Annotated in this window: 17 protein-coding genes; 3 read left to right on the top strand and 14 right to left on the bottom strand. The window is 35.6% G+C overall.

Features of this window, described 5'->3' with window-relative positions:
• Positions 1–94 precede the first annotated feature (94 nt).
• Entirely contained in the window at positions 95–1243 is a 1149-nt protein-coding gene (locus tag CD112_RS01585) for a low temperature requirement protein A (protein WP_103363728.1), read from the top strand.
• Between the two features lie 56 nt (positions 1244–1299).
• On the opposite strand, the gene CD112_RS01580 is transcribed toward CD112_RS01585, so the two are convergent.
• From CD112_RS01580 to CD112_RS01555, 6 genes are all read right to left on the bottom strand, one after another.
• Positions 1300–1800, bottom strand: a complete 501-nt coding sequence (locus CD112_RS01580) for an AAA family ATPase (protein ID WP_231911525.1) — start codon at positions 1798–1800, stop codon at positions 1300–1302.
• A gap of 185 nt (positions 1801–1985) precedes the next feature.
• Positions 1986–4859 (bottom strand): DEAD/DEAH box helicase, encoded by a 2874-nt coding sequence (locus CD112_RS01575; RefSeq protein ID WP_170121951.1) that lies wholly within the window; start codon positions 4857–4859, stop codon positions 1986–1988.
• Between the two features lie 5 nt (positions 4860–4864).
• Positions 4865–5257 (bottom strand): (deoxy)nucleoside triphosphate pyrophosphohydrolase, encoded by a 393-nt coding sequence (locus tag CD112_RS01570; RefSeq protein ID WP_061055170.1) that lies wholly within the window; start codon positions 5255–5257, stop codon positions 4865–4867.
• Between the two features lie 206 nt (positions 5258–5463).
• Positions 5464–6036 carry a DUF488 domain-containing protein gene (locus CD112_RS01565; protein WP_057510092.1) on the bottom strand — a complete coding sequence of 191 codons (573 nt, stop codon included), beginning with the start codon at positions 6034–6036 and terminating at the stop codon, positions 5464–5466.
• Between the two features lie 87 nt (positions 6037–6123).
• The gene (locus tag CD112_RS01560) at positions 6124–8298 is read right to left on the bottom strand and encodes a bifunctional glycosyltransferase/CDP-glycerol:glycerophosphate glycerophosphotransferase (RefSeq protein WP_002479996.1); all 2175 of its coding nucleotides are present in this window, start codon (positions 8296–8298) and stop codon (positions 6124–6126) included.
• Between the two features lie 165 nt (positions 8299–8463).
• On the bottom strand, positions 8464–9963 hold the full coding sequence (locus tag CD112_RS01555) for a glycosyltransferase (RefSeq protein WP_231911523.1): 1500 nt from the start codon (positions 9961–9963) through the stop codon (positions 8464–8466).
• 235 nt (positions 9964–10198) lie between these two features.
• Between CD112_RS01555 and CD112_RS01550 the strand changes: the two genes are divergently transcribed.
• Positions 10199–10771 (top strand): TetR/AcrR family transcriptional regulator, encoded by a 573-nt coding sequence (locus tag CD112_RS01550; RefSeq protein WP_103363724.1) that lies wholly within the window; start codon positions 10199–10201, stop codon positions 10769–10771.
• Between the two features lie 73 nt (positions 10772–10844).
• Here the strand turns inward: CD112_RS01550 and CD112_RS01545 are convergent, their stop codons facing one another.
• Positions 10845–12371 (bottom strand): DUF6056 family protein, encoded by a 1527-nt coding sequence (locus CD112_RS01545; RefSeq protein WP_103363723.1) that lies wholly within the window; start codon positions 12369–12371, stop codon positions 10845–10847.
• A 230-nt stretch (positions 12372–12601) separates the two neighbouring features.
• On the opposite strand from CD112_RS01545, the gene CD112_RS01540 reads away from it, so the two are divergent.
• Complete coding sequence (locus CD112_RS01540; RefSeq protein WP_103363722.1) at positions 12602–13327, top strand: hypothetical protein; 726 nt, start codon at positions 12602–12604, stop codon at positions 13325–13327.
• 80 nt (positions 13328–13407) lie between these two features.
• Here the strand turns inward: CD112_RS01540 and CD112_RS01535 are convergent, their stop codons facing one another.
• The 7 genes from CD112_RS01535 to CD112_RS01505 form a co-directional block, all read right to left on the bottom strand.
• Positions 13408–14937, bottom strand: a complete 1530-nt coding sequence (locus CD112_RS01535; protein ID WP_103363721.1) for an oligosaccharide flippase family protein — start codon at positions 14935–14937, stop codon at positions 13408–13410.
• 2 nt (positions 14938–14939) lie between these two features.
• The gene (locus tag CD112_RS01530) at positions 14940–16397 is read right to left on the bottom strand and encodes an O-antigen polysaccharide polymerase Wzy family protein (protein ID WP_002480002.1); all 1458 of its coding nucleotides are present in this window, start codon (positions 16395–16397) and stop codon (positions 14940–14942) included.
• A 104-nt stretch (positions 16398–16501) separates the two neighbouring features.
• Entirely contained in the window at positions 16502–17758 is a 1257-nt protein-coding gene (locus CD112_RS01525; protein WP_070626790.1) for a glycosyltransferase, read from the bottom strand.
• 16 nt (positions 17759–17774) lie between these two features.
• Positions 17775–18365, bottom strand: a complete 591-nt coding sequence (locus CD112_RS01520) for a sugar transferase (protein WP_061055164.1) — start codon at positions 18363–18365, stop codon at positions 17775–17777.
• A complete protein-coding gene (locus tag CD112_RS01515) occupies positions 18343–19248 on the bottom strand; it encodes an NAD-dependent epimerase/dehydratase family protein (protein ID WP_103363719.1) in 906 nt (301 codons plus the stop codon). Before CD112_RS01515 ends, CD112_RS01520 begins: the two co-directional genes overlap by 23 nt.
• Entirely contained in the window at positions 19249–20358 is a 1110-nt protein-coding gene (locus tag CD112_RS01510; RefSeq protein WP_070462695.1) for an ATP-grasp domain-containing protein, read from the bottom strand.
• Positions 20355–21560, bottom strand: coding sequence for a DegT/DnrJ/EryC1/StrS family aminotransferase (locus CD112_RS01505; protein ID WP_070848701.1), 1206 nt, complete (start codon positions 21558–21560; stop codon positions 20355–20357). Before CD112_RS01505 ends, CD112_RS01510 begins: the two co-directional genes overlap by 4 nt.
• Positions 21561–21875 lie beyond the last annotated feature (315 nt).

Raw genomic sequence — 21875 nt, 5'->3', positions numbered from 1 at the left:
TCACTTTTATTTTGATTCCATTCATACTAAAATACAAGAGACTTAAAAAAAGAGAATACAAGTCGCCTACTAAATACAACAGGAGATGACACAAATGGCGTCTAATTTAACACCACGTTACTTACAAGATAAACGTGCTAACTTTCATGAACTCTTTTATGACTTGATTTTCGTATATGCTTTGCAGAAAATTGCACATGTATTACTTCAACTTACAGGTAACGGCACTTTAACCTTAAATACCTTTATTATTTATATTTTAATGAGTCTATTTTTATGGCTATTATGGGCACATCAAACAGTCTTCACTAACCGCTTTGGTGAGCTATTACCAAAAGATGTAGGCTTCACTATTGTGAATATTTTTCTTTTGATTTTCTTATCCAACAGTTTCTATCCAGATTTCAATAAAACCTTTGTACCCTTTATGACTTATATGTCATTACTTTATTTAAGTATTTGTCTACAATATTTACTACAAATACGACATACAAAATCAAAAGGCGATAAAATGACATGTATTGCTTATGTCATTGTCACATCTTTTGTTGCAATCTTTTCAATCATTGGTTCATTTACACCGCCACCTTATCGCTTTGTGCCAGGGAACTTAGGATTGATGATTGCTGCAATAGGTTTAGTACCATTTCGTAAATATTTAAAAGAATCTCCTGTCAATATGATGCATTTAGTAGAACGTTATGCTCTTTTGACTATCATCGTATTTGGAGAATTATTAGTAGGTATCGCAAGTATCTTCAGTATTACGACATTTGATTATCTTTATATTTTCCAATTCATGATTTTAATTGGATTATTCTTAGCTTATTGGGCAATTACAGAGTTTTATATTAACCATCGTCATCGCACCATCGGGTTTAAATTAAATTATTCACACCTTATCATTAATATTGCATTAGGCGGCGTGAATGCGGCTATTATCTTCAGCAGCAGTGGTAAAATCAATCGATTATTTGAAGTACACTTTATGTATGCCAGCATTTTCTTATTCTTCTTCGGATTATGGATGAATATGTCCTATTTCCATGATTACTATCGAAAATTGCGTTTATTCATCATATCCGTATCGTTGATTATTACTGGTTATATCATCAGTATCACCTTCGTCCAATACGACGATGTCTTGATTATTTCGTCCGCTATGGTCAATTCAACCATCGCACTTGTTTATTATAAAAATAAACGTAAACTGACACGTGCAAGTATTGCTATACATCAGTAAGCACTTAAAGTTTATTTTCATTGTCTATGACCACTAGTCCAAAATAATCATTTGGGCTAGTGTTTTATTTTAAATTCACTTTCTCGCATAAAATGCTTCATTTCTTTAAACCCATTTAACTCAATCCATTTTGCTCGATTTAAACTATTTGTTTTAGCTTGAATCATAGAAAGAAAATGATTGCTTGGAAAGTCCCAAATATATTTTACAAATTCGAATCGCAGTGACTTCGGATTGCCGCCAGTATCCTCATTCTTTAATAATCTAAAATAACGTTTAACCACATTCAAAATACATTTCCAACGTGGTGCTTTCAACCAAATGACAAGTTCTGCTTGTTCTAATCTCAAAGGTAAAGTGTCTCTATAATTCCCATCTATAATCCAAGATTCATTTTCAGCAATTACTTTTTCGACTTGTTTTATAAACTCTTCTTGATTAATTGTTTCATGATCATTTTTCCAAAACAGTTTATCTAAATGAAAGACTGGAATATTCATTTTCTGACTTAACTGTTTAGCAAATGTTGATTTTCCTGTGCCAGGGCTGCCAATCACCAGAATCCTTTCCGCCTTATTATCCGTCTCATTCCTCTTAATAGTGAATCGTTATCATGTGTTTAATCAAGATTATATGCATCTATGCGCATACAAGCAAATCTATGGTCAAAAAGACTGATTCATCTCTATTCTGACCTATATATCACAAAAAACCTGACTCTTTTTCGAGTCAGGCAATCAGTTTATTTCTCAACTAAATAGCGGTAAATATCATCTCGAACCGGCGTATCTAAAGCAAGATGCATTGTGACTACATCTTTGCCATCCGGCATCTTCGTTTGTGCTTCAGTACCTGACATAAAGCGAGCTTTACCTAAATAATAGAAGTCTGTTCCTTCACCGTCTTCTTTCTTCACGAAAAGATACATTGGTGTATTGAGTTCTTGGTGTCGCATTACTTTTTGAACTTCATCAGAACTTAACTTTCTTGGTGAACGCGTGAACCATTTCAGCTCATTTTGATTAATGAATTGATCTTCATACGCTGTATTGTCGCTGATATCTTCACTTTTGTGATACGTAATGAAAATTGGCAATGTATGATGTTTTTGTTTATAACCGTTAATAACTGCAGACTCATCTTTATCCCAGTTCATCACTTTCACAAAATCTTTTCTCGAATAACGTTCATACAAGATAAAGTCATTTTGATTTTGATAGACATGCTTATGTTTATATTGGGCTACTTCGATCAAATCATTGACGTGATGACGAAAGGCTTCATTTTTCAAGTTCATTTTAAACGGTTTAGTAAGACCGATAAGATTAGTCTTTTTATCCCATTCAACCATCGGTGTGCCATATCTTTTATCTATATTCTTACTGAAGAAAGTTTCATCTAATACCTTCAAACTGGTACGCACATCCGCTTCTTCAATTTCACTATCTCTATGTTGAAGTTTTTCAACTAAACGTTCAAAACTTTCATCTTGGCTCATCAACAACTCTAGTGCTAAATAATCGGTATTCTTCAAACCTTTCGCTAATTCTTGAGAAATGAACGTCAAATTCTTAGAGGCATTTTCAGAGATTCTTGTCGTAATATCTGTTTTCTCCACTAGAAATTGTTCATAATTCCCATACTTCGAAAGAATCACTTCTGGATCAATCGAATGTTGATGAATGAAATCCATTAAACTTGGCGTGCGACCAATGCGTGCTTTCACTTCATTGAATGCTTGTAAAATCATAGCTTTCTTATTTAAAGTCGCAGATTGAATCGAATCAAAAATTCTCTTTTGAGCAACTTCTTCAAAATTAATTGTTGAAACGCCTTTTAATGGCGCATAGTCTGAAATAAATTTTCGATAACTATCTTTATTATGGGAATGGTCACCTGACAGTGCTATCGGAATCATATAGTTATTTTTATAGTTTCCAATGAAATCAATGACTGTCACAAAATCTTTATTCGCACTCTTACGAAGACCACGTCCTAATTGTTGTACAAAGATAATACTTGATTGTGTGCTCCGTAACATCACCACTTGATTGATTTCAGGAATATCAATTCCTTCGTTAAACAAATCTACGGTGATAATATAATTTAATCTGCCGTCTTTTAACTGTTGAATCACTTCGTTACGCTGTTTTTGTGAATCTGAACCTGTTAAAGCTTGTGTGGGTATGCCTTTGGCATTTAACTTTTGTGCTAAAGCTTGTGCTTCTTTTTTACGACTGACAAAGATTAGCCCTTTTAATTCGTCACCAGAATAACCATAATAATCCGTTTTCTCTAGAATATATTTCACACGGTCATCAGACGCTAAGAATTTTAAGTCTTGTGTGTTATCATCCACAACTTGGCCTTCTTGAATATAATCTGAGACACCAAAATAATGGAATGGACATAAAATATCACTTTCTAATGCCTTCTGAAGTCGAATTTCATAAGCAACATTATGATTAAATTGCGCGAAGACACTGAGATCATCACTTCGTTCAGGTGTTGCGGTCATCCCTAACATAAATTTCGGTTGAAAGTAATGGAAGATATTTTGATAACTTTGTGCTGCTGAACGATGTGCTTCATCAAAGACAATATAATCAAAAGCTGCCGGGTCAAACTGTTGATAAATGTCAGGCTTCGACATTGTTTGTACAGTCGCGAATAAATACTTCGCATCCAAATTCTTCTCAGTCCCCGTCAACTTCGCAAAGTCCGCTTCATTTTCATCTGCCAACACTTTACGATAAGCTGCCAATGCATCATTTAAGATGGTTTCACTATGCACAACAAATAAGAAACGTTTAGGTTTAAATGCACGGACATCTAACGCAGACATAATCGTCTTACCTGTCCCTGTCGCAGAAATAATCAATGCTTTATTTTCACCTTGTGCACGCATCTCTGCCAAACCTTTTAACGCTTCTATCTGCATTAAATTCGGTTCAATTTTAACCGCTTCATGTATTTTATTTTCCAACAACGTTTGTTTCTGACTTTCTTCAAACAACCGTTGTGTCATTTGTGGTTGATAAACCTCACGATACGCCTCAATCCAAGCTTCTGTTAAAGGAGTGCTCTCTTCCCATAACCCATTGAATTGGTCTTTCACTTTATGGACTAAATCACCATTTTGATGAGAAGATAATAAAATATTATGTTCATAATTAACTTTCAAAGCATTAGAAGTTAAATTCGAACTCCCCACAACTAACGTAGAATAGGCGTCATGATCAAAAATATAACCTTTCGCATGAAAGCCTGAGACATCTGTTACACGGACTTCAACATTGTCTAACTTCATCAGCTCTTCATACACTTTTGGGGAGTTGAAACCTAAATAATTGGAAGTTAATATTTTGCCTTTAACACCACGTTGTGCCATATCATATAAATGTGACTTCAGACTTTGGAGACCGCTCGGCGTAATAAAAGCAACCGAAATCATAAAGGACTGACATTTCTCTAGTTCATCGATGAGCGTTGCGAGCACATTTTCTTCTTGATTATTCAGCAACAATTTCGGCACATGGTGCCCTTGATGCACAATAGAACGATCAATAAAGCCTTTATGAAGCGACTGGGTTAAATCTTCAATTAAATGTTCCATAGGCATTACCCTTGTTCAACAAGTAAGTCGACTGCCGGAATATCTGCCGGTGCCCACTCTAATTGGTGTAACGCTTTAGGGTCTAACCATTTAATTTGGCTATGTTCAGTTAATGTCGGCATCGTTTCTTGTAAAGTACAACGATACGTTGTCAGCTCGATAATCGCAAAATCATATTCATGTGTAGTCGTCGTGACTTTCTCACCCACTGCTAAATCACACTTCATTTCTTCTTGAATTTCACGTTTTAACGCTTCAATATCTGTTTCACCTTGTTCAATTTTACCACCCGGAAATTCCCATAATAACGGTAAGCTCATTTGTTCACTGCGTTGTGCACATAAAATGTTACCTTGATGTTCAATCACTGCACCTACGACTCTGACTAACTTTTTCATATGTATCCTCCGCTCATATCAATATTTCATTACTTATAAGCAGGATCTCATTTTTTATAAAAGATTGCCACACAATTGCAGCAATTTTTTATTTTTTTCATAAAAAATAGACAGGCGCGGCCTGTCTGTTCATTTTCTTCTAACTTGTTGCTGATTCAATATGTTGTTCTGATTCATAAAAGAAACACCTCATTCATTTATATATGTCAATCTGTTTTTTTTGGATATACTACTTCCCCATCATCTTCAATAATTGGCATCGCACCCCATTGTCCTAACTTATGTGGTTGTGCAATAATGTCACCTTTATTATTCTGCATAATATGATACACGTCCCAACCATGTGCAGCTAAATAATTACTGACAATCAGACGATGACAACGTGCTGGATGATGTTCTGAACACATGTAGGCTGTCGTTTGGTTTTGGGCTGTTTCTGTTAATCTTTTAATCCCTTCTTTGAAGTCGTCTGTTAAAGTATAGTCCGCATAGTTATGGAAAGATTCATTTTGCCAACCACTATTCAAAGTACGTCCCACTGTTTCACTGGGTTGTCTGCGCCCACCTAGAAATTGGTCAGTTTGATACTCAATCCCCGCTTCTTTCAACCATGACTTCATATTGTCGTCTTTAAATTGCGGATGTTTACGGCTCTTCGTAAAGGCTCTGATATCCATTAAGACTTCAACATGATATTGTTTCAACATTTCAAGAAATGTTTCTTTATCATGATCAGAATGACCGACAGTATAAATCACCTTTTGTTTGGTTTGTCCCATAATGTTCACCTCTCTCTTACTATAGCCTGTTAAAAGAAAAACACGCAAAAACAGTCTCTTTAAAGGCTACTTTTGCGTGTTAACGTATTATTCTTTTTCTTCAATACCTTGATGAATCAATTCACCGATATATTCTGATGCTTTACCGTTTTCGATACTGCAGAAACGATTGTAGAATGCATCAATCTTATCTTGATATTCTGCTTGTACTTTCGGTAAATCTTTTAAGCTTTCAGCAAGTTTGTGCGCATCTGTGAAAATAGGTCCTGGTAAATCATTATGGTAATCCATATAGAAGCCACGTAAACCTTTACCGTATTTCTCAATATCATACGCAAAGAAGAACTGTGGACGTTTTAAAATACCATAGTCGAACATCACAGATGAATAATCTGTAATCAATGCATCTGAAATCAAGAAGATTTCTGAGACATCATCATAATCAGATACATCTATCGCAAAGTTTTCATAACCAGATAAATCTAAAGCATTCGCAATCAGATAATGCATACGTAATAAAATGACATAGTCATCACCTAATTGTTTATATAAATTATCTAAGTCGATTTTAAGATTGAATAAGTATTGTCCTTTTTTAATAAACTCATCATCACGCCATGTCGGTGCGTAAGTAATGACTTTCTTATCTTTAGGAATATTAAGCTTCTCTCGAATATCTTTAAGATACTCAGTATCATTTTGACGATTAACAAGCACATCATTTCTTGGATAACCGATTTCTAAGACACGGTCTCTATCCATCCAAAAGGCCGATTCAAAAATTTCAGTAGAATAACGGTTCGGTGATACTAAATAATCCCAACGTTCTGTCTCTTCTCTGAAATTACGTTTATATGCGGGCGTTGTTGTCCCTGGCATACGTACCACTTTCATATCATTCGCCAAACGTTTCAACGGCGTACCATGCCATGTTTGAATATACGTTTGATTCTCTTTCTTATTGATATAAAGCGGCGTGCGAGCGTTCGTAACCCAGTAATGTGCTTTTGAATAAGCTTCATAATAAGCTTTCGAACCTTTTTTCACTTTAGTCGCATTACCTGGAACATAAGTTTTAGCCGGGTTCTTTAATACCCAGATATAGTTATAGTACGGATAATATTTCTGCATATATTCATAAATGTATTTTGGACTATCACTATAGTTTTTACCGCCGAATGTCTCAAAAACAATTGTTTTGTTAGAAACATTTTCTGGCGCATCTGTTAACTGATACATAGAACGGTTTTTATTTTTATTACGCATCACAACATTCTTCACATGACGTAACATGCCTCTGTATTTGTTGATCGCAATTGCGGCGTCAGGTTGATTAAACATTAACGCCAACATTTCTACTTTAAACAATGAACCGCCATCTGTTTCTTGTAAGAGATGCCATTTCAATTTTTGAGCTAATTGAATAAGTGTGTCTTGATGTTGTGCATAGTGGTAAGCATTTTGTTTATTCGCAGGGTCAAAACCGTTACGAATCATACTTGCCATTTTATGCGTCATAAATTGACGGACTTTTTTATTTTTCACTTTCTGCACAGTATGCAGATAAGCATCAGCGTAATCTTCAAATAATTGGTCGAACGCTTGTTGTGTCAGTTGTTCTGTTTCAAAAGGATCATAAACCTCTCCTCTGAAATAGAACGGGAAACCTAAAATACGCACAAAGCGTTCTGCATATGTCAGATAATCCACTACAAAAGAATTGTCGACATACGTTTTCAATGCCTCATCGAATTGAAGTTGATGCGCGTGTACGATTGCTGTTTTAAATAAAATGTTACAAGCCGTATTTTTTCTTAAGAATGAATTAGGGTTTGTCTCAGCGTTCATATATTCCAATCTAATTTTATTCTGATCGATGTATTGCGGTTGATTGAGTGTAAACTTATTAATCGGTGCAATTAAGGCATCTAGACCATTCACTGTTTTTAAATAGAATTGAATCGCATAAGAAGCTAATTCATCATCCGCATCTAAAAACATAAAATACGGTGTTTCTACATGTGACATTGCGACGTTACGCGCATGCGCATGCCCTTGGTTTTGTTCAAAGTTAATCACTTCAACCTTTTTATCATAGTTTTTTAAGGTGTCTTCTAAAAGTGCTTGAGAACCATCTGTTGATCCATCGTTGACTATAATCACATTAAAATCTTGATTGCGTTGTTGCTTCAAGCTTTCGATACAAGCTTGAATATAATCTTCTGAGTTGTAGTATGTGATAATGACTGTTAATTCATTCATGATTGTGATCTCCTTACTTTTTATATCTCTGTTTTCCACATTTTCTTATTGTACTGCTAATTTCTCAGCAAACCAAATAAGAAACCGTAACAATTATATACTAAATCTACTTTTTTATCATCGTCTTACTAATTTGGAAAAATAATAAAAGGTGTATTACTCTATTTATATTAACGTTTTAAATAACTGTTCGAAATGATGTTGGGCGGCTTTTGGTGTTAATGATTGACGTGTGTGCACATGCTTCAATGGATGGTTGATGATACGCTCCATCGCCTGTGCTAAAGCCTCGATATCACCTGTAGGTATTAAATACCCATTCTCACCCGCTTCAATGATTTCATTTGGCCCATAACGAATATCATACGCAAGAACCGGACAACCTTCATTGATACTTTCCATCATAGATAATCCGAATCCTTCATGTGTACTTGCTAAAATAGAAGCACGTGATTCACGGAAAACTTCTTGTGGATGATTAGTAAAGGATTCGATGTCTACATCTTCTGACAGACCTTCTTTAGAAATTAAATCTTTAAGTTCATCTTCTTGTGAGTCAGAAACACCGCCATATAATTTCAGTTTCGTCTCATAATCTTTAGCTTTAAATAACTTAAATGCCTTCACAATGTGATCAATACGTTTCTCTTTTGAGAACCTGCCTAAATACACAAACTGATTTTTACGTTCTTGTTCAGGTAACGTACTGGGTTCAATGAAATGCGGAATGACTTGAATTTTTTGTTCTGGAATATCTGATTGTGCTAAAATATCTTGTTTTTGTTGAGTTGTCAGCACAATATACGCCGAAACTTGCTTGTGATGATCTATCGCAAAGCGATATGAACCTTTAATATTATCACCGGATAAGAGAGAACTATGGAAGACAATGACAGGTTTAATCGCATGTTGATTGTCAATTAATGGTTCATCTAATAAACGTGCATCATTAAACACAATATCTCCATCTTTAAATATCTCATTATAAAAATACGCAAACAATGCTTTATCGTGCGTAAAACTTCTTACCACACGTCCCTCGCGGTATATCAAAATGGACGTCGCTTCTGGTTTGCCTTGCTTATTTTCTTCAAACCATTTTTGACAATACACATTTCCGTCTAAATCATACATCGTCTCACTCAACTTCATGTTTTTACGTGCTGCATAGTAAGTCTTCTTATGCAGATAACCATAAGTGTTGTATTCATAACGGATGACTTTATGTTTAACTCCAGGCGTCATCACATCTTCAAAATGGACTACTTCTGAATCCTCATAAAATTTACGATACAGTAAATATGTTTCATCAGCCTTGTCATAATAACGTACGACGTCCCCTTTTTTATTCGTACGTGTTGTGTAATCAGAAAGTGCCACAGGTTGTGCTTTATATTTCTTTTCTTTCTTAAAAGTCGACTTTGGAATGTTAAATAGATTATAGCCAGAAAGCCAATCATAGAGATTAATGACTTGTGTACCTTCGTTTAAGATACCTTTTTCTCTAAAATCAGCCAATACTTCTGGGTACTCAATATTGTAGTTGGTCGTTAAAATAGTTTGTTTAATACCTAATGTGTCGTCAATAAATTGAATTCGCTTCAACAATGCTTTCGTTCTTCCTCCATGATTCGGAGGCAAAGTTGATGTAACAGTATAAATCAACCCTAAACCCCATTTCATAAAATTTGTTAGAAAAAATTATATCATTTCTATATTTACACTTTAAACAATAAGTAAAACAGAAAAATTAAATTTATTCATACTCAAGTTAAAATATTTGCCTCTCCACCAAACATACAGTATAGTTTAATCTACATAGTAGTTTATTTATACTGATAGTTCTATACTGAAATCGAGTTGTTATCATATATATTTAACAAAAGGAGATGTGCCAAACATGAATCCCAATGATTTACGTGTGATTAAAACAAAACGTGCTTTATCCGAATCCTTGTTCAACTTATTAAGCGAAAAATTATTCTCTGCCATTACAGTTAATATGATATGTGATAAAGCATTGGTTCACCGTACGACATTCTATAAACACTTTTACGATAAATATGACTTGTTATCTTACTTAATTACGAATTTGACTAAAGATTATTTCGAAAAGGATATTCGAGAGCGTATTGAAGCACCTTTTAAAGCTTTAAGTTCTTTCTTTGATAAACCTATTGAAAAAATTGATATTAAACAACGTCATGATCAACAATTTATGGAAACTGTGACCGCAATCTTCATCCAAAAAATACGTCAAGACATCATAGACAATGCAGATATTATCGAAGTCCCTGGCAACCCTCCGATCAAAGTAGTTGCTCGTGTCTTTGAATCAGCAATTACCGCTATCGGTGATTGGACTTACGATGAACATAAACTTTGTGCCGACTATTCAAATGCGATTGATAATCCTGATTCGCTGGACAAGATTTTCAATCAATTACTCAACATTAAAGTTAAGTCAGAATAGCGATGGAAAATACTTTAAAACAAAAAATCAGAACAGCTTCACAATTGGAAGTTGTTCTGATTTTTTTGTGATTTTATTTATTTTTCTTCTGTACTTTCGGTTGTAAATATTTTTGACCATAAGGTACGAATTTTAATCGTGCTTCTTGAGGTATACCAAAATATTGTTTAAATATTCTCTGTGTTCTTACCGACCATGGTGAGGAATGTTGGGTATACACATCAAATGGCAACATTTCTACAATAATAACGTCATCTTTAGAGACATGTGCTGCTTCTTCTTTTATTTTCGCAATCCGTTGTGTATTCGCATAACTCATGAATGAAAAAGCACTCATAAACACGATTACTGCGACTAGTGCGATACTACCCGCAATGAGACTCGTACGTCTTTCAGGTAAAGGTAACTGTTTAAGTACAATTAATAAAATAACCAACCATAACACATACATAAAGTAGAAATTTCTTGGTCCGACAGGCGCAACGACTAATAAAGGCATGGTCGCAATCACAATCGAAGCTAAACTAAAGTATGTCGTCAATAATGACTTCTTAGATAAACCAATAAAATAGAGACCTACTGCGACTGCACAGAAATAGATCAAACACGCTAAGAAATTCAGACCAGCAACCCACGGAATGTGTTTCATCGCATCTAAATCAAAAGGTTCATAGACAAAGTATTTATAAACAGTAAAGAATGCTAAAGCTACCGTTATTATCACTTTATACACTAGTGACAAACTTAAAAATTTCGGACTGCGATATAAAACAATGAGTAAAACCACAGCTAAAATACTTAAAAATATGGCGCATTGGAAGTAGCCATAATACGGAATGATTTTTAATAACGTTTGAATGACTTTATCATACATCGAGGTATTAGAACCGACTTGTTGATATGAACTATTACCCGCTAAAATATTCATGTAGTTAGGATTTGTAAACATAATAATCGCGCCTATCCATGTTAAACAGAATCCTATCAATAATTTCAAGTTGATTTTGCGATAAATTACTAAATATACAAGTAACCCTAAACCGGTAATCGCAATATTATAAAGTGTGACATTCTCCATAAATAACTGTCCGGCAATACATGCGATATAGAAACATACTAATTCAATACGTTGTGACCATTGTGTTTTTCTTTCTTGATTATGCAGTGTTTTTAAAACAAATAATAAAACTACTAATGCACATAAGGCACTTGTGACATAGTTATTAAATCCTGCATACCACGCATAAGTTTGTTTGAAGATTGAAGCGGGCATTAGCAGTAACATTATAAACGCGATTAATATATAAGCTGTACTTTTAGTTTTATCTGCGAATTTCAATACTATCCAAAGTATGGAGAATGAAACTAGCGCATACACTACCATGCGTAATAATAGGCTTCTCACTGCTAAAATTTCTAAAATATTCCCGAAATATCGACCGTTTAAATTTTTAAAATGTTCATTGAACCATTGGTTGTAGCCATGTATATACCAGCCCCAGTCATCTTGCGCAAGCGGAACAATCGCCGCAAATACAAAATAAAAAAGCACTAATAATCCATATACAAAACAATATGGGTGTTCCTTAATAATCCTCATGATGTTGTTCTCCTTGTTGTGTTAAGCATATAATACACTTTAATTATATGATTGTCATCATAATCTATAATTAGAAAACATACCATTTTATACCTCGTCAAACATACGTCATTTAATAATATTTTCACTCACTTCATTTTTTTACTGACAATTTATGACTTCAATAGTAAAATTATTAATTATTAACACAACGTGATTTATCACCTTTAAGAAGGAGAACACTTATCATCATGATTCAAATCATCTTGTATCTAACAATTGGACTGTTATTTACCCTATTAGATTTAATATTGATTCGTCGTAATCGACGTATTTTAGTTTGTTTGAGTACGTTTGTTTTTTATACACTCTTTATCAATGGCTTCATCATTGGCTTATTGTTACTATTTCTAGGAAAACCTAATGCCTTAAAGACGAATATGTACCACACATTTTTCGCAATAGAATATGGTGTGCTCGCCTGTGGTATAGGTATCGCTTTATTAGTAGTTCACGCTATTTTAATGCATCGTTTAACATTCACTGCTGTGCCAGGTCGTCGTGCTTGGCTGACTACTTTGAATGCATGTACATTATTATTACTTATGTTTCTCGGCAGTTTCTTAATCAAATTTACAGATTGGTGGTTCGATTTATTCGGAGAAACGAAACCAAAAGATTTTATCTCTAAAATTCAAAGTCTTATACAATTATCCGATCGCATGATATTACCCGGCTTAATTCAAATGGTATTGATATCATCTATCTTTTATACCTTAATTGTGCTGTTCATGATTTATTTCAATCGCTTCAACTTTATTTGGAATGCTAAAACTAAAGCTATTACGATTATGAAGCGCTCATGGATTCAAACTGCACTCTTCGCTGTAACATTGGCTGTCTTTATTTCTGGCCTGATTTATAGTGTGTATCACCTGCATTTAATAGATGTATGTCTCACTTTACTTAAAAAGTAAACAAAGACGCTGTTCAGGTTTTTCTGACTGAATAGCGTCTTTGTTTGTATTTATTCTTTTTAACATTTTCATAGTTATATTTACGCACGTTTAAAGCGTTGTATTACTTGCATACCCATTTGTCGCTCGCTTTGGTTCATAATGACTGTCCACAACACGACAGAATACAAAATAACATAAACGATAATATTTATACCTAGCACGACTAACCCTTTACCTAAGAGTTGCGCAATCCATTGATAAATAAAATAGTAAATGGCTGTAGAGATTATCATCGGCAACCATATTTTACTCATCTCAAACCAGAAACGATACATATTCAAACCGATTTTACGGTGATAATATACATTCATAATCAGTGTATAGCCGATAAAGCTGAACGCTGCGATAGAAAGTGAAACACCGTAACCACTATACTTCGGCGCTAAAATGACCGCACTGATCATGGCTAATACTAAGGTAATTGCTAAAGCCATAAAACGAAACGTTTGGCGATTATGTGCTTGAATAATGCTGACTGCCGGCAACTGTGATAGTTGGAAAGTAATTGTAAACATTAAAATTACCGTCATAAGATACGCAGGTCTGAAATCTTGCCCTGCCCAAATCACAATAAAGTTCTCACCGAAAATCACAAAGCCGGATAAGATAAACGATAATACAATCAATTGAATACGACTGATGCGTACCATCTGTTGAAGTAAACGTTCATTACTTGCACCTTCTACCACTAACATTGAGAATCCTGGGAAGGTCACATTATTAATAGAAGTCGCAAACTGTTGGAAGATTTTTACGAACTGTACAGCGATGACATAAATCGCAACCGCAACCGTTCCGTTAATCGCACCTAAAATCATTTGACCAGAATTTAACGTCAATTGTTCAATAGCAATAGAAAACAAAACTAAACCTAAATACACGTTCAATTGTTTCTGTTGTTTTAAGTGATTAAACGATAATGCACCTTTCCAATCAAAGCGTATCGATACATGGCGTCGACATAAAATCATGCCTAAGAACAGACACGCAAAGTTGACAATTAACGTAATCAATATAATCGTAACTGCGCCAAATCCCATTAATAAAAACGGTGTCGCAATGATAGAAGGCATAATCACTCGGATCAGCAACATACTCTTCGCAATCACAAAGTATTCATACGCTTGTAAAATACCATTAAAAATACCTGGATAAAATGAAATCATGATATTGATAATGATAAAAATCAACATCAATTTCAGTTCTGATAATTGTTGAGGTGCTAATGTATTGCCGAATACCGCTTCAGCATTCAAATACAAAACCAAGCCCATCAGACCGACTAATAAGGAACACAAAAAGTAAATATTTAAGATATTACCTAAGATACGTGCCTCTTGTGCCTTTGAACCTTTGACTCTGTTTTGTGATAAGTATTTGGCGATCGTGTTACCGAACGCTAAATCCATAATGTTCAAATAAACTAAAAAGGATAAAACCAAATTATACAACCCATATTCAGAAGTGCCGAGCGTTCTAATGAAGAACGGTGTATATAAAATCGCCACTAGAATATTACCAAATATGGATATGTAGGATAAGATGGCGCCAGCTCTTCTTTGATTCATACTCATAACTCCTGTTTATGTTGGTTGCGCTTGCGTTCAAAGTAAGAACGCATCACACGTTCTAATCCGAAAATCACAAGCACTGTGAAAATATTCGCTGGTGAAAAAGTATCAATAATAAACGCGATTGTACTAGCACGTGGAATAAATAACATCATTCGTGCCATGATTAAAGCTGCCGCAATCACTAAAATATGTTTTGCGGTCAACATTCTCGTAAATAACGCAATTAATAAACCAATGACAATACTGCCGAACATCATGCCGACATAACCGAAATCATGATAAGTTTCAGCAACGAAACTTGAACCATAACCCACGCCTTTAAGATACAAGTCTTTCATAATGACATAAGACATTGTATGCGAGTACTGATACCCTTCTAAAGCACGTTCAACCGATTGGCCAGACCATCCGCCTTGCCCTCCAGTTAAATTGCCCCAAATATTGTAAACGGCATACTCTGTTAACGGTCCAATAGAATAGATTTTATCTGGAATCTCTTTCGCCTTCTCGATGGTATAACCAATGACATTGACACTGATACCTTGTGAGAAGAAAAATGATAACAATGCATCAAAGAAACCACCGTCAGTCTTTTCTCCGCCTCGGTTATTACCGACAAAATTCATCAACGCTAATAAAATCGGTGCTGAAATAATGCCCGCAATAATTGTCTTTTTACCGAACCATGCTTGCGTACCTGTCTGCTTCGCTAAAATATTGCGATAACAGAAATAAATAAACAAGATGAGCACATCTAACATAAAGTCAGAACGAGATCCGGTTAATACAGAAAGCCCATCTACAAATAAATAAGCAAGTATCGGCAGCCATGCTTTCTTTTGTGCAGGCAATGTTGCGAGATATACAAAGAATGCGACTGGGAACATTCGACTAATCAACACAAACACACCTGGTAAATTCGATTTAAAACTAGAAAAATAGGCATAATACCCTTGTGATTGTGAAGCTTGAACCGCTTCTGCCAAATACATCAGCTTAAAAATAATCGCAATCGTAAAGACACCTAAACTGATGATTCGGATATTTTGTTTATATGTCGTCTCAATAGGCTGAAACTGTTTAAATCCTTGTTGAACCGTGCGATCTAACATCGCAAATCCTAAAAAGAGACAAAACAAACTTAAACTTAATAAGATTAAAATATTAAATATTGTGGCTTGATCTGTAAAATACGTTCCCAGCAGTTTAAAATCCTTTTCATGATAATGGAACAGTTTGCTGACAACCATTCTGCCCATTAAAAAGACAAAGAAAGTCACATTGAACATAAAGAAGATGACCCGCTGGTTGAACGCTTCTAGTCCATATATCAGATTGTTCAGGAAAAATAATAAGAGTGCACTAAATAACAAGGTAATATTCGAAAAGATAATGCCGATAGTAAGCAATATCACCGCAATCATCAGCACACACCATCTTAATAACTTGGTCAAACTTCCACCTACTTACTCATTCGTTACTTATTTGTCGTTTCTTGCGTATTACACGCTTTCGTCTGGTTGTGTCATAGGTGTCTAGCAATATACTGAGTGAACGCTTAAGGTTGTGCAAGTTCATGCGCAAATTCAGTATAAAGACTTTCAGAATCACAGAGCGTCTGCCAAGTTTGGTAAGCACCTTTCGCATAGCCTTGATAAGCTTCATCTGAAAGATTTATGAAATATTCAATCGCACGCGCTGCCTCTTCTGGCTTAAGTGCGTCACTGATTAAAGTACCATTTACATCTGTTTGTACAATTTCAGCTGTACCTCCGACATCTGAAGCTACAACAGGAATCGCATTCGCCATCGCTTCCATGACAGAGACTGGTACACCCTCTGATTCAGAAGTGTTTAAAAATAACGTCGGGTTATGCTCATGATACCATTTTCTGACGTCTTTGTTCGGCAAACGCCCAATCAATTCATATTGAGACGGCTTTAATTTCTCTTTTGCCATTGCTTCAATTTTTTGCGCATCTGGACCATCACCGATATGTACCCATTTGAAATCATAACCTTGTTCATTCAATTGTGCTAACGCATCAATAATGACATCTAAACGCTTTAATTTACGAATCGTTGAACAGCTGACAAATAAAGGCGGCTGACGTAATGAAACTTGATAATTGCCTTCACCTACACCGAGACGTCTGGTTTCAATTTTATCTGCATATTTCGGGAACTTGTTGCTTAAATAGTTCGAACTCGTATCAGACACTGGGTATAACGCATCCACATGTTTCAACATTGTTTGACGCATCGGCAAGAAGCTAAACGGTTTAATATAATCATTGACATCATAACCATGTCCTCTAGAAATAAATGGGATAGAATCATCACCATAATAATCATATTTTAATTTTCTGCCGAGGTTCGCAGTGATATAAAACCAATAGCTGTAAATATAAAGCTGCGTATAGCCATCATTTTCCGGTAATAAATGTGAGTGTACTAAGTCTTGATAAATCGCATCTGTTCTCGATTCAAAATACAAGTTGTACATCCACTTATAAGGATTTAAGGAACCTGCATTTTCACCAATACTGCGTAAACGCGGTTGACTCAATAAAATATTTGGCCCTGTCTTTAAGAAGTTGATGGCCTTATCTTTTAGTCCTTGCGGGAAAGGCAAGTCGATGACTGTCGCAACATCCGGTACTTCTCTTGTCACTTTCATCTTCTGACTGACCATCGTCGGAACAATCACAATGTGATCAAAGGCTTCTGCCAAATATTTGATTTCTTCTTCTAAATATTCCTCTCCTTTATAGTAAGGAAAGTAATTCGTCAACAAAATCAGTTCTTTCTTCATAAGTGCTATTCCTCTCTTACTTCTGATTAATATTTTTTCGTAATAACACCGTTGAAATCGTTTTATAAATCACAAATGCATCCATTTTAAAGCTGACATTCGCCGCATAGAAAGCATCTAAACGCATACGTTCTTCCATCGAAGCACTATTTCGCAACAAAGCTTGTGTTAAACCCGTAATACCAGGTTTCACATGAAACTTTGTTTTATAGTAATCCGGATAACGATGTGTATTGCCAAGCGGACTCGGACGCGGTCCGACAAAGCTCATGTCACCTTTTAATACGTTCAGCAATTGCGGTAATTCATCAATACTTGTTTGACGTAACACACGACCGATATTTGTCACACGTGGGTCTTGATCACTATTGAACGTACTGCCATCCGCATTACGAATATCTTGTGCGTTTTCTTTCATCGTACGAAACTTATGCATTTCAAAAGGCAACATACCGACACCTAAACGTCGTCCATTATATAAGATACTGCCTCTATCTTCTCTCTTAATCATTATACTAACAGGCAAAGCTACAATTAATAACACCGGCAACAACGCTACAAATAACAACACATCTAACAAACGCTTAATATTTTTCCGGTAACTCATCACGCAGCCCCTCCATTTCTCGATAAATTTCTTGTAATGCATCTATAAACTGATATTGAGGGACAAAATCAATTTCTTGTTGTGCTCGTGTACCATCCATATAAGAAGGTTCAAAATAATCCGGCACATCTTCATCTTGACGTTGAATGTCAGTCGGATTGCCGAACACTTGATTGATATGTTGCGCCACTTCTAGGTTCGTTAACGTTTCACTGCCTTTAATGTTTTGAATTAAGGAAGCATTTGGATACTGTGACGCTTGCCAAATCGCATTTGCCGCATCTTTCGCATATAAAAATTCGCGTGATACATCACTCTCACCCATTACTGTTAAGGGCTTCCCTAACAAAGCTAAGCGCATAAAATAATTAATCATATAGTTATTTTTCTCATGTGCGCCAAATAAATGAGAGAAACGTAAACACACTATATCCAACTGATAATGCTTACGATAATACGCAGCCAGCTGTTCAATATAACGTTTATTCAAACCATATAAAGACTTCGGCACATCATTCACTGCGTCTTCTTCCTGCCAAGGCAATGTAGAAGTATCATCATATACAGAAATAGAAGAAGCCACGATTACTTTTTTACATTTTTGTTCAAGCGCCGCTTCAAACACATGTTGTGCCATCTGTACTTCTTCTGTATAACTGCTGATGTTTTTCTTTGGTCCTCTATTACCTGCCAGATGAACAATGACATCATCTTCTTGAAATATCATCTCCAAAGAAGCCTCGCTGTAATCGGTTTGAACTTGATGCGCATCTTCTGTATTTTGACGACGTGATAAAACTGTATAATCAATAGCTTTATCTTCTAATAAAGCAGTCAGATAGCGACCAAGCAATCCTGTACCGCCTGTAATTCTAAAGGCCATTTAATCTTCCTCCTTCATCAGCGGATAAATATAAAAGCCCACTTTGTCATACACACCGTTAACAGGTCTGATGAATTCTCCTTGTTGGTAATAACGATAGCTTTCTAAAGTATGATCTGGTACTTTGAATTGATAATAATCAATCGGTTGTTTCGGTGTCTCACACATAAATTCTAAGACTACTGGTTGTGTCGTTGTCGCTTCCGTAAATGTAGGGGCTTGTTCTTCTAGAAGATGCTTGAACGTTTTCTCTAATAAGTCATCATGATTATAATATTGAATCAATTTATGCATATGACAACCATCAAAGCGTGGCGTAATTTCAATAATAAATGCTTCGTGATTCATTACTTTTACTTGCGCATACACAGGACCGTTTTGAATTTTCAGGGTCTCTAAGTGTGCTGCAATCGCTGCTTCAATAGAAGCCATAGGATAATCATAATCAGGGTCGATAATATGTTTATGGATTAAACCTGGGTGTTGCGGCCATGTTTCGCGCATCGATACCAAGGTAAATTGCAGTTCGCCATCTACAACATAGCCATTCACTGAAATTTCATAACCATCGATATAGCGTTCAATAATTGCTGCGCCTTCTCTAGACTGATCCACCGCATAAGCAATCGCTTCTGGTAAATCAGCAGCTTGTGTCACTAAAGTAATGCCACGTTGTCCTTGACCATCTGTCGGTTTCACAAAGACTGGGTAGTCAATTTCTGTTTGATGGTTCACATCTTTTGTGATTTCAAAAGGGACAGAACCTGTAATCCCTTTGGTTTGTGCACGCATTACATCTTTGTGATTACATGCATATGCTGTGTCATAACTGACAAAGTGTGGTAAATCTAAGGCTTCTGAGATTTTATTCGCAACTGGCATAGCCAAATCTGAGCCTACTGAATAAACAGCATCAATATGATGTTGTTTGATATAAGCGATGACTGCCGCTTCATCTATAATATTAATCTCTTCGAAATAATCTGCACTGTCAGCACCAGGGCCATCTTTTTTCATGGCCAACGCATGTGTTTCGTAACCCATCTCTTTTAATTTCTCAATAGCTTCAGCTTGTACAGGTGCCACACCTAGAATTAAGACCTTCTTCATACCAGCACCCCGCCGACTGCTTCATTCACTTGTTTAATAATGTATTCTACTTGTTCATCAGTTAACTGCGGATAGAGCGGTAATGTCAATTCGTTCACATAATGCGCATACGCATTCGGGAAATCTTTAATGTCAAAGCCATATTCTTGGTACGCTGAAAACATCGGTAACGGTTTATAATGCACATTTGTCGCAATACCTTCATCCGCCAAATGTTCAATAATCGCATTACGTTGTTCTTCTGTTGCCCCTTTAATCCACGTGATATATAAGTGACAGCTGGATTCTTTATCATTATCAAAGTGTTTTAGCGTCTTGATAACATCTGAGTTTAAATTTTCATCATATAAACGTACCACTTCTTTACGGCGTGCTAAGTTTTCATCATAATGATTGAGTTGATCCAAACCAATGGCCGCATTGATATCTGTCATATTGAATTTGTAACCTAACTCTGAGATGTCATATTCCCAGTTCCCTTTCTGCATTTTAGATAAGGCATCTTTACTTTGACCGTGCAGAATAGAAGTTTTGTATAGTTTCTGTAAATCAAAACCATGTGCTTCGTAATCTTTCGTCCATGTAACTGCCCCACCTTCAGCAGTCGTCAGATTTTTTACCGCATGGAAAGAGAATGTGGTAAAGTCTGCGAAGCTGCCGCTTTTGTTTTCCCCTTTGGTCGCGCCGAATGAATGGGCACCATCATTAATAATCGCTATACGATTTAATAAAGCGTGCACAGGATTTTCCGTGTGGAAAAGTGCTTGTTTACGACATGCAATTTCAAATAATCGATCGTAATCGCATAATTGACCTGCAATATCCACAGGAATAATGGCTTTTGTGTTTTCTGTGATTTTATCTTCGAGTTGTGTGTAATCCATTTCTAAGGAGTCTTTTTGCGTGTCTACTAATACAATTTTAGCGCCGACATGGGCGATGACTGAGGCTGAAGCGGTGTATGTATAAGCAGAAGTGATGACTTCGTCCCCTTCGCCGATACCTAATAAACGTAATGTCATTTCTAAAGCTGCCGTTGCTGAGTTCATTGCGACTGTACCTTCTGTCCCCATATAGTCAGTTAACGCTTCCTCAAATGCTTTCGTTTTAGGCCCTGTCGTAATCCAACCGCATCTTAAAGTTTCCACAACACTTTCGATGGCCTCTTCAGAAATTTTAGGCGGACTAAATGGTATTTGCATAGCTATCTTCTCCTTTATCTTTAACGATTATCTCTCACTATGATGCCAAGAAATAATACTTTAGAATATCTGCCAAATATCCAAATGGTTTTTTGTTTATCGCTTCCATCCGAAAAGATTTCTGCCATTTCAACACACATCGCAAATATTCTAATTAGATATTATGTTCCAATTTAGTAACAGTATAATCCACTAAGTAAAAAGTATTCAATCAATATTCGTAATTAAAATTATTATTTAACAATCCTAATTTTAGAATTACATACCATTAATAAACTAATTATAAAATCAACACTCACTTAACATTCTTTACAT

Origin of the sequence: Staphylococcus simulans (assembly GCF_002902285.1) — a bacterium.
GTDB classification, from domain to species: domain Bacteria; phylum Bacillota; class Bacilli; order Staphylococcales; family Staphylococcaceae; genus Staphylococcus; species Staphylococcus simulans.
This window is presented reverse-complemented; position numbering and strand designations above follow the sequence as displayed.